A 6,888-nucleotide genomic window follows, 5' to 3' on the forward strand; every position below is an offset into this window, starting at 1 on the left:
AGACGCCCGTCAGACAGCCCGAGACCTCGCCAAAACCGACCAATACGAGATCGCCATGAAGCTGCGGAAGAAGGTCGAGATGCTGTTCGCCCATCTGAAGCGGATACTCGGCCTCAACCGGCTCCGACTACGCGGTCCAAACGGCGCCAACGATGAATTCCTCCTCGCAGCCACCGCACAGAACCTCAGGAAACTCGCCAAGCTCCTTCCTGCACCTGCAGCATTGCCGAAAGCGCCATGAACAAAGGCGCTCACACCGTTTTTTGAAGCCAATTTTCTGACTTGCAGCGCATTGTTTTTCAACGGAATCGATCCAGAGCCGCCATCCACACCACAGAAAATTGGCGATTGCGCATGTATCTGAATATCGGCCCCAGAGAGTGACTCATCCTTGGCTAGCCAGTGCGAAGAATGGGGGCTCCCTGCCCAAGTTGGTGGACCACTCTCAGGGGGCTACTCCAGGGGTCCAACTGCTCATGAATCCCAGCTATCATGCTGGTTTCAAACAGTGAATCCTTCAAGGGGAGTTGTGCAGCAAAGCGCCTAGAGTTCCCAAATTAAGGTCACTTCGGGCGCTCTGCCGGATCATCTTTCTGACAGGAAGAGACTAACGCCAAACCAAGCGGCAAGCAGTCAAAACACCGACATAGGGGGCAAAGTGGAAGCTTTACTTGCCGAAACGCTGCCACCGGAACCGGGCATTGTCAGTGCCCATTCCGACGCGAAGCGCAATCCAAGTTGAGGCTTCCGAGCAGATTTCCCCGGTCGATACCGCGTCATGGCATGAGCTGACCACCATTCACTTCGATTGTCTGCCCAATGATGAAACCAGAAAGCGTATTTGAAGCTAAGAACAGGTAGGCGCCGACGCAGTCCTCCGCCACGCCAACACGGCCCTGCGGAATCGTGGCCAGCATTGCGTCCATCTGGGCCTGCGTCGAGTAACGCTCGTGGAACGGCGTGGCGATGACCCCCGGCGCAACCGCGTTGACGCGGATGCCGTCGCCGATCCATTCCTTTGCCATCCCGCGGGTCACATTAGACACGAAAGCCTTCGAAGACCCGTAAAGCCCCGCGCCGCCGCCAGCGCCGTTCCGGGCAGCGATGGACGTGGTGTTGATTACGTAGCCACCCTGTTTTTTCAGGTGGGGCAGCGCAGCCTTCGACGCGACAATTATAGAGCGGGCGTTGAGGTCCATGATCCGGTCGTAATCTTCGTCGGTGGCCTCGGCATAAGGGATGCGTTTGACCATGCCGCCAGCGTTATTGATCAGCCCGTCGAGCCCGCCGAGGGCCTCTGCTGCCTCTCCGACAGCCGCAGCGAGCGCACCACTATCCGAAGCGTCGGCGCGGATAAGCACGGCGGTGCCGCCTTCTGCCTCGATGTCCCGCACCACGGCCTCGGCCGCCTCGCGACTGGAATTGTAGTGAACCGCGACCTTAGCTCCCTGGGCACCAAATGCGCGGGCCAATGCGGCGCCTATGCCCGTCGATGCCCCGGTGATCAGGACTCGTTGTCCGTCCAAATCCGGTATCTTGCCATAAGCTTGGGTCATTTCTTCGCTCCTCATTATTCGTGCTGGCCGCGTCGGGCAGGCTTTCTCTAAACCGTTGAACTCAAGTGTTGCACGCAGCTGCACCTCTACACCATACTCACGGCACAATCCGGTGTCGCCGACGCCGAATTCAAGGGAGGATATAATGAATAAATTTACTGCCGCGGCGGTTTGCGTCGCGCTGGCTACAGGTGTGTCCAGCGCTTCCGCGACCGAACTTGTTGGCGCGGTTCAGTTCGATGAGAACCATGCCTTCACCAAAGCACTGAGGGAGTTCGAGCGCGTCGCAGGCGAATGTTCCGGCGGCTCGCTGACTTTCGATCTGCACCTCAATTCCGAGCTTGGTCTTGAGAAGGATTACTTCGAAAACATGAGCCAGGGCATCGCGGTGGACTACGCCATCGTCAGCCCCTCGCACATGTCGACCTTCAGTCAAAAAGCGCCACTGATGGACATGCCGTTCCTGTTCCGCGATCTCGATCACTGGAACGCCGTGATGGAACAAGACGCCCTGGCACCGTTGGCCGAGGACGTGCTTCAGCAGGCCAACGTGCGGCTGATCGGCTATGCCGGCGGTGGAACGCGCAATCTGATCGTCAACAAGCCCGTGACGAACATGGCCGAGCTGGAGGGCCTGCCAATGCGCGTGATGGGAGCGCCGATCCAGACCCGCATCTTCGAGGCGATCAAGGCCGCACCATCGGTCATTGCCTATGACGAGGTCTATAATGCGATCCAGACGGGCGTTATCGATGCAGCCGAGAACGAGGCTGCGGGCATCGAACAGATGAAGTTCTACGAAGTCGGCCCCGACATCTCGCTGACCAAACACGCAATCACCGTGCGCCCGATCGCCTTCGCAAATGCCACCTTCGAGCGTCTGACGCCCGAAGAGCAGGAATGTGTGCTGGAAGCCGGCAAGGCCGGTGGAAAGCTCGGACGAGACGTCGAAAGCGGTCAGGACACCGAGAAGCTCATGAAAATGCAGGAGGCGGGACTGCTGCAGACGCATGAGTTCACCGAGCGCGACATGCTGCTGGAACTCGCCGGCCCGGTAAAAGCGGCCTACGCCGAGGAACTGGGCGCGACCGACGTTCTTCAGGCCATAGAAGCCGTCAAGTGATCCTTGCAGACCCCGCGCAGCGTCAATCGGCGCGGGGTCTGTTGTACGAACCATCGAGCAGGACGCGCCATGCGTATGATTCTGGAGGGCTATTACCGCCTTCTGAAGCTATTGATTACTGTGCTGATGACCGCGCTGATCGTGCCGGTCTCGATGCAGATCCTGAGCCGCTATACCGGCCTAATTCCGCGCTACATCTGGACCGAGGAAATCGCCCGTTTCTGCTTCGTGTGGATCATCCTGATCGGCGCGATGATCGCGGTCCGCGACGGGACGCATTTCGATGTAGATGTCCTGCCGCATAGCACAAGCCCCGGCGTTGAACTCGCCTCGAACCTCTTCGTCAACCTCGCGATGCTCGTGATGGCGCTGTCCTTCCTGTGGTGGGGCCGGGATTTCTTCGTCCTCGGGTCACGACAGCAATCCGAAATTTCCGGCCTGCCGATGTGGATGATCTACATCGCATGGCCGCTCGCGGGCGCGACCTGGACGCTGTTCCTTTTGGAGCGGATCCGCGATGACATCTGCGGCGAGAGTCGAAAAGAAGGAGACACCCATGGGGCCGGGTGAAGTCGCTGCGATCCTCTTCGGCACCTTTGGTATCCTGGTTTTCCTGCGTGTGCCGGTGGCCTTCGCGCTCGGCCTCGCCGTGGTACCCGTGTTCTTCATTGACGACCGGCTGACGCCCGTTCTTTTGATGCGCGAGATGTTCAAGAGCTACAACTCCTTCGTGCTCCTGGCGGTGCCGTTCTTTCTTCTGGCCGCCAACCTGATGAACTCTGCCGGGATCACCGACCGTCTGATCCGGCTCGCCCGCGCGCTGGTCGGGCACCTTCCCGGCGGGCTGGGTCATGTCAACGTCGTTGTGTCGATGCTCTTTGCCGGCATTTCAGGATCGTCCACGGCCGACGCCGCGGGCATTGGCTCGCTCCTGATCCCGCAGATGAAGAAGGAAGGCTACGGGTCGTCTTTCGCCGTGGCGATCACCGCCTGTTCCAGCGTCATGGGCGTCATCATTCCCCCCTCGATCCTGATGGTCGTCTGGGGCGGACTCATGTCGGTCTCCATCGGCGGACTGTTCCTTGCCGGCGTTGTTCCGGGAGTCCTCGTTGCTTTGTCGCAGATGATAACCGTCTACATCTATGCAAAGCGAAACAACTATCCGGTGCACCAACGTTCGACGCTGACAGAACTGATGGGCGCCGCTGCCAGCGCATCGCTGGCCCTGATGACACCGCTCATCATCGTAGGAGGTATCGTCGGCGGTTTCTTCACCCCCACGGAAGCCTCGGTGGTAGCCGTACTCTACTCGCTGGTTTTAGGTGTATTCATCTATCGCACGATCGCGCTGCGCGAGTTGCCGCGAGTGCTCTACGACAGCGCGCGGTTCGCTGCGATCACGCTTTTCTGCATCGGGACCGCTTCGGCCTTCGGGTGGTGCCTCGCCTACTTCAAGATCCCCGCCACTTTGGTCGATCAGATCGACCAGATGGGCCTCGGGGTCGTCGGCACGGGGATCATGTGCGCGCTGGCCTTCCTGCTGATCGGCATGTTCATCGACGCAATCCCCGCCATCATTATCCTTGGCACGGTTCTCTTCCCGGTGACCCAGCATGTCGGAATGCATCCGATCCACTTCGCGATCATCGGCGTCATGAGCCTCGCCTTCGGGCTGGTCACACCGCCCTATGGACTGTGTCTTCTTATCGCTTCTGCAATCGGTCGGATCAGGCTGATCGAAGCGTTGAGGGACGTCGTTGTGATACTCTTGCCGATGGTTCTGGTCCTGCTCATCATCATTCTGGTTCCGGATCTGATCCTCGCCTTGCCGCGATGGCTGATGCCAAACTTCGTCAAGTGAGGACAATTCAGTCAGAAAGCTGCGAACCCGCCACGCTGAGGGCGCGAAAGCTGCTGATTGCGTCGCGCCACTCGGCGAAAGCCACAAGGCGTGTCCGATTCAAAATCTGTCATGATCAGAGAAGACGTTCCAAGTTGAAATAGTTGTGAGCCGAGACACGACACCACAGAACTTCAGACACAAAGCGAGCCAGAACCCGCGTTACTCAAACGCCTCCCGCTCTCCGAAAAAAACTGACGACGAACACCACCGTCAGGGAAGATGGGATCGTCTGAAACGTTCGGCCCGGTTCGTCCAGCCATTTCCAGGATTGGCGATATACGCCTGTCGTGGTTGGCTAACATCACCCTGTTCGGCACACCCGAGGACGTGCCACTCGACGGCCTGAAAATCGAGCATTTCTTCCCTGTGGACTACGAATGCAGGCACCCGCTCAAGGCGATGGCCGAGCAGATCACCCTTCCGCCGGTTGCACGGCCCGCTGATAGAGATGCCATGTGGTGTGACCGAGGATCGGCAGGGTGAAGATCAGGCCCAGGAACGCCGGAACCAGCGATAAAAGCATGGTGACCGAGATGATCGCTGCCCAGCTGAGCATGACCACCGGGTTTTCCGTGACCACGCGAACGGAGGTGATCATGGCGGAGATAAAATCCATTTCCCTTTCGAGCAGCATGGGCATGGCGACGACGGTCACCGAGAACAGGACAGCCGACAGGAGGGCGCCTACGCAGGAGCCGATGGCAAGGAAGGTCCAGCCCTCGGGCGTGAAGAGTACCGTGTGCAGGAACCCGTCCAGATCCGAGAAGGAGGAATCCTTCAGCACGATCACCAGCACGGTCCGGAACTGGTAGAACCAGACCCACAGGATGAACAGGGTGACAAAGGCCATCCAGCCCATCTCGCGCTTGCGTTGATTGGCCATGACGGTGAGGATATCGGACCAGCCGAAACTCTCCCCTGTCTGCAACCGGCGGGACATCTCGTAAAGCCCGGCGGCGGCGAAGGGGGCTACCAGTGGAAAGGCGATCACGGCGGGAATGACCATCCAGATCTTGCCGAGCCAGACCAGGCACCAGACAAGAAGGATTCCGAAAACCGCGTAGAACAGGCCGAAAAAGCCGCTCATGACGGGGCGCGCCAGAAAATCGGAAAACCCGGCCTTGAGCGACGCTGTGATATCATCCGCCGTCACCTTGTTAACCTCGGGCATGCCCCGCTGCGGCGTCTGATTGTCCGGTGGTGTGGAACCTTCGGTCTTGGATGTCATGACATACTCCTCCCAAAGCATGGCGCCGCTCTGGTCCGTTTGCCAACAGATCCAGAGGCAAAACAGACATCCCTGCCCCACATACAAATCTGTATCAGGCAAGGCATGAGAGCAAGGGGGGAGTATGACCGCTATGTCTACCTTGCGGACCTTAGCTGCGAGCCCGGCATTCCGACGCTTCCTCACCGCGCAACCGACAAGACGGAAGAAGACCGGACGTTCGCGGCGGATCGCATCAAGGTCAAGTCAGCGGGACAAAGCTGCCGTTCATTGCGTTATGGCCTGCTTTAGGGGCAGGACCCGTTGATTTCCGAGAGGTGACGTGATTCACGGTTCGAAAAACGAGCGGTGAACATGTCGATCTGTTTTGGCTGACCGACGCCCAGATGGCGCGTCTTGAGCCTTTCTTCCCTAAGTCGCACGGCAAGCCACGCGTTGATGACCGCCGTGTGTTGAGTGGGATTATCTTCATCAATCGCAATGGCCTACGATGGTGTGACGCACCCGCTGCCTATGGCCCGCACAAGACGCTCTATAACCGTTGGAAACGGTGGAGCGACAAGGGCATCTTTGCCCGGATGATGGCCGGTCTGGCCGCCGAGCACGGCGAGAAGAAGACGGTGATGATCGACGCCACCTACCTGAAGGCGCACCGCACGGCGACCAGCATGGGCGTGGAAAAGGGGGGCGTGGACGCCTGATTGGCCGGACCAAGGGCGCTCGCCGCAACTGTCTTGTTTTAGCTATGAAACGAGAACGAGATGCCGTAACGGGGCTAGCGCTTGAAGCTACCGTTGCGCTTGATCCAGCCGACGGCAGCTGGCGCCATTCTCCGCATCAAAATCTGACGGAGGAAGTGTGATGAAGCTGTTTGTCGGAATGGATGTCTCTTTGGAAAAGTCGGCGCTTTGTGTTTTGAGTGAGCACGGGGAGGTCGTGAAGGAGGCAGAGGTCGCCTGCGAACCCGAGGCCATCGGCGCCTTTCTGTGTGCCTTGGCAGGAGAAGTGGCATTGATCGGTTTGGAGGCTGGGCCTTTATCCCAATGGCTGCATCGCGCCCTGACCGAAGCTGGTTTTG

The 6,888-nt window shown here is 59.0% G+C and carries 6 protein-coding genes and 2 pseudogenes; 6 read left to right on the top strand and 2 right to left on the bottom strand.

Translation table 11 applies throughout. The features are described from left to right. Positions 1 to 241 (top strand): transposase (locus BLR85_RS27170; protein ID WP_139188583.1); only part of this gene is annotated, 241 nt, incomplete at its 5' end. A 535-nt stretch (positions 242 to 776) separates the two neighbouring features. On the opposite strand, the gene BLR85_RS27175 is transcribed toward BLR85_RS27170, so the two are convergent. Continuing rightward, positions 777 to 1,556: an SDR family NAD(P)-dependent oxidoreductase gene (locus BLR85_RS27175; RefSeq protein WP_093164778.1), complete on the bottom strand. Its 780-nt coding sequence runs from the start codon at positions 1,554 to 1,556 to the stop codon at positions 777 to 779. Positions 1,557 to 1,701: 145 nt separating this feature from the next. Between BLR85_RS27175 and BLR85_RS27180 the strand changes: the two genes are divergently transcribed. The 3 genes from BLR85_RS27180 to BLR85_RS27190 all read left to right on the top strand — a co-directional run bounded on the left by BLR85_RS27180 (position 1,702) and on the right by BLR85_RS27190 (position 4,540). Continuing rightward, positions 1,702 to 2,679: a TRAP transporter substrate-binding protein gene (locus BLR85_RS27180; protein ID WP_093164781.1), complete on the top strand. Its 978-nt coding sequence runs from the start codon at positions 1,702 to 1,704 to the stop codon at positions 2,677 to 2,679. A 69-nt stretch (positions 2,680 to 2,748) separates the two neighbouring features. Then, positions 2,749 to 3,249 (top strand): TRAP transporter small permease, encoded by a 501-nt coding sequence (locus BLR85_RS27185; protein WP_093164784.1) that lies wholly within the window; start codon positions 2,749 to 2,751, stop codon positions 3,247 to 3,249. Further along, positions 3,236 to 4,540 carry a TRAP transporter large permease gene (locus BLR85_RS27190; protein WP_093164787.1) on the top strand — a complete coding sequence of 435 codons (1,305 nt, stop codon included), beginning with the start codon at positions 3,236 to 3,238 and terminating at the stop codon, positions 4,538 to 4,540. The genes BLR85_RS27185 and BLR85_RS27190 overlap by 14 nt, the downstream gene beginning before the upstream one ends. A 454-nt stretch (positions 4,541 to 4,994) precedes the next feature. Here BLR85_RS27190 and BLR85_RS27195 read toward each other — a convergent pair whose 3' ends face one another. Beyond that, positions 4,995 to 5,810 carry a DUF2189 domain-containing protein gene (locus tag BLR85_RS27195; protein ID WP_093164790.1) on the bottom strand — a complete coding sequence of 272 codons (816 nt, stop codon included), beginning with the start codon at positions 5,808 to 5,810 and terminating at the stop codon, positions 4,995 to 4,997. Between the two features lie 386 nt (positions 5,811 to 6,196). Between BLR85_RS27195 and BLR85_RS27200 the strand changes: the two are divergent. Continuing rightward, a pseudogene (locus BLR85_RS27200) lies at positions 6,197 to 6,528 on the top strand (transposase); the annotation flags it as partial. Between the two features lie 143 nt (positions 6,529 to 6,671). After that, positions 6,672 to 6,888, top strand: a pseudogene (locus tag BLR85_RS27205) (IS110 family transposase); the annotation flags it as partial.

Origin of the sequence: Aliiruegeria lutimaris (assembly GCF_900099935.1) — a bacterium.
GTDB lineage: Bacteria > Pseudomonadota > Alphaproteobacteria > Rhodobacterales > Rhodobacteraceae > Tropicimonas > Tropicimonas lutimaris.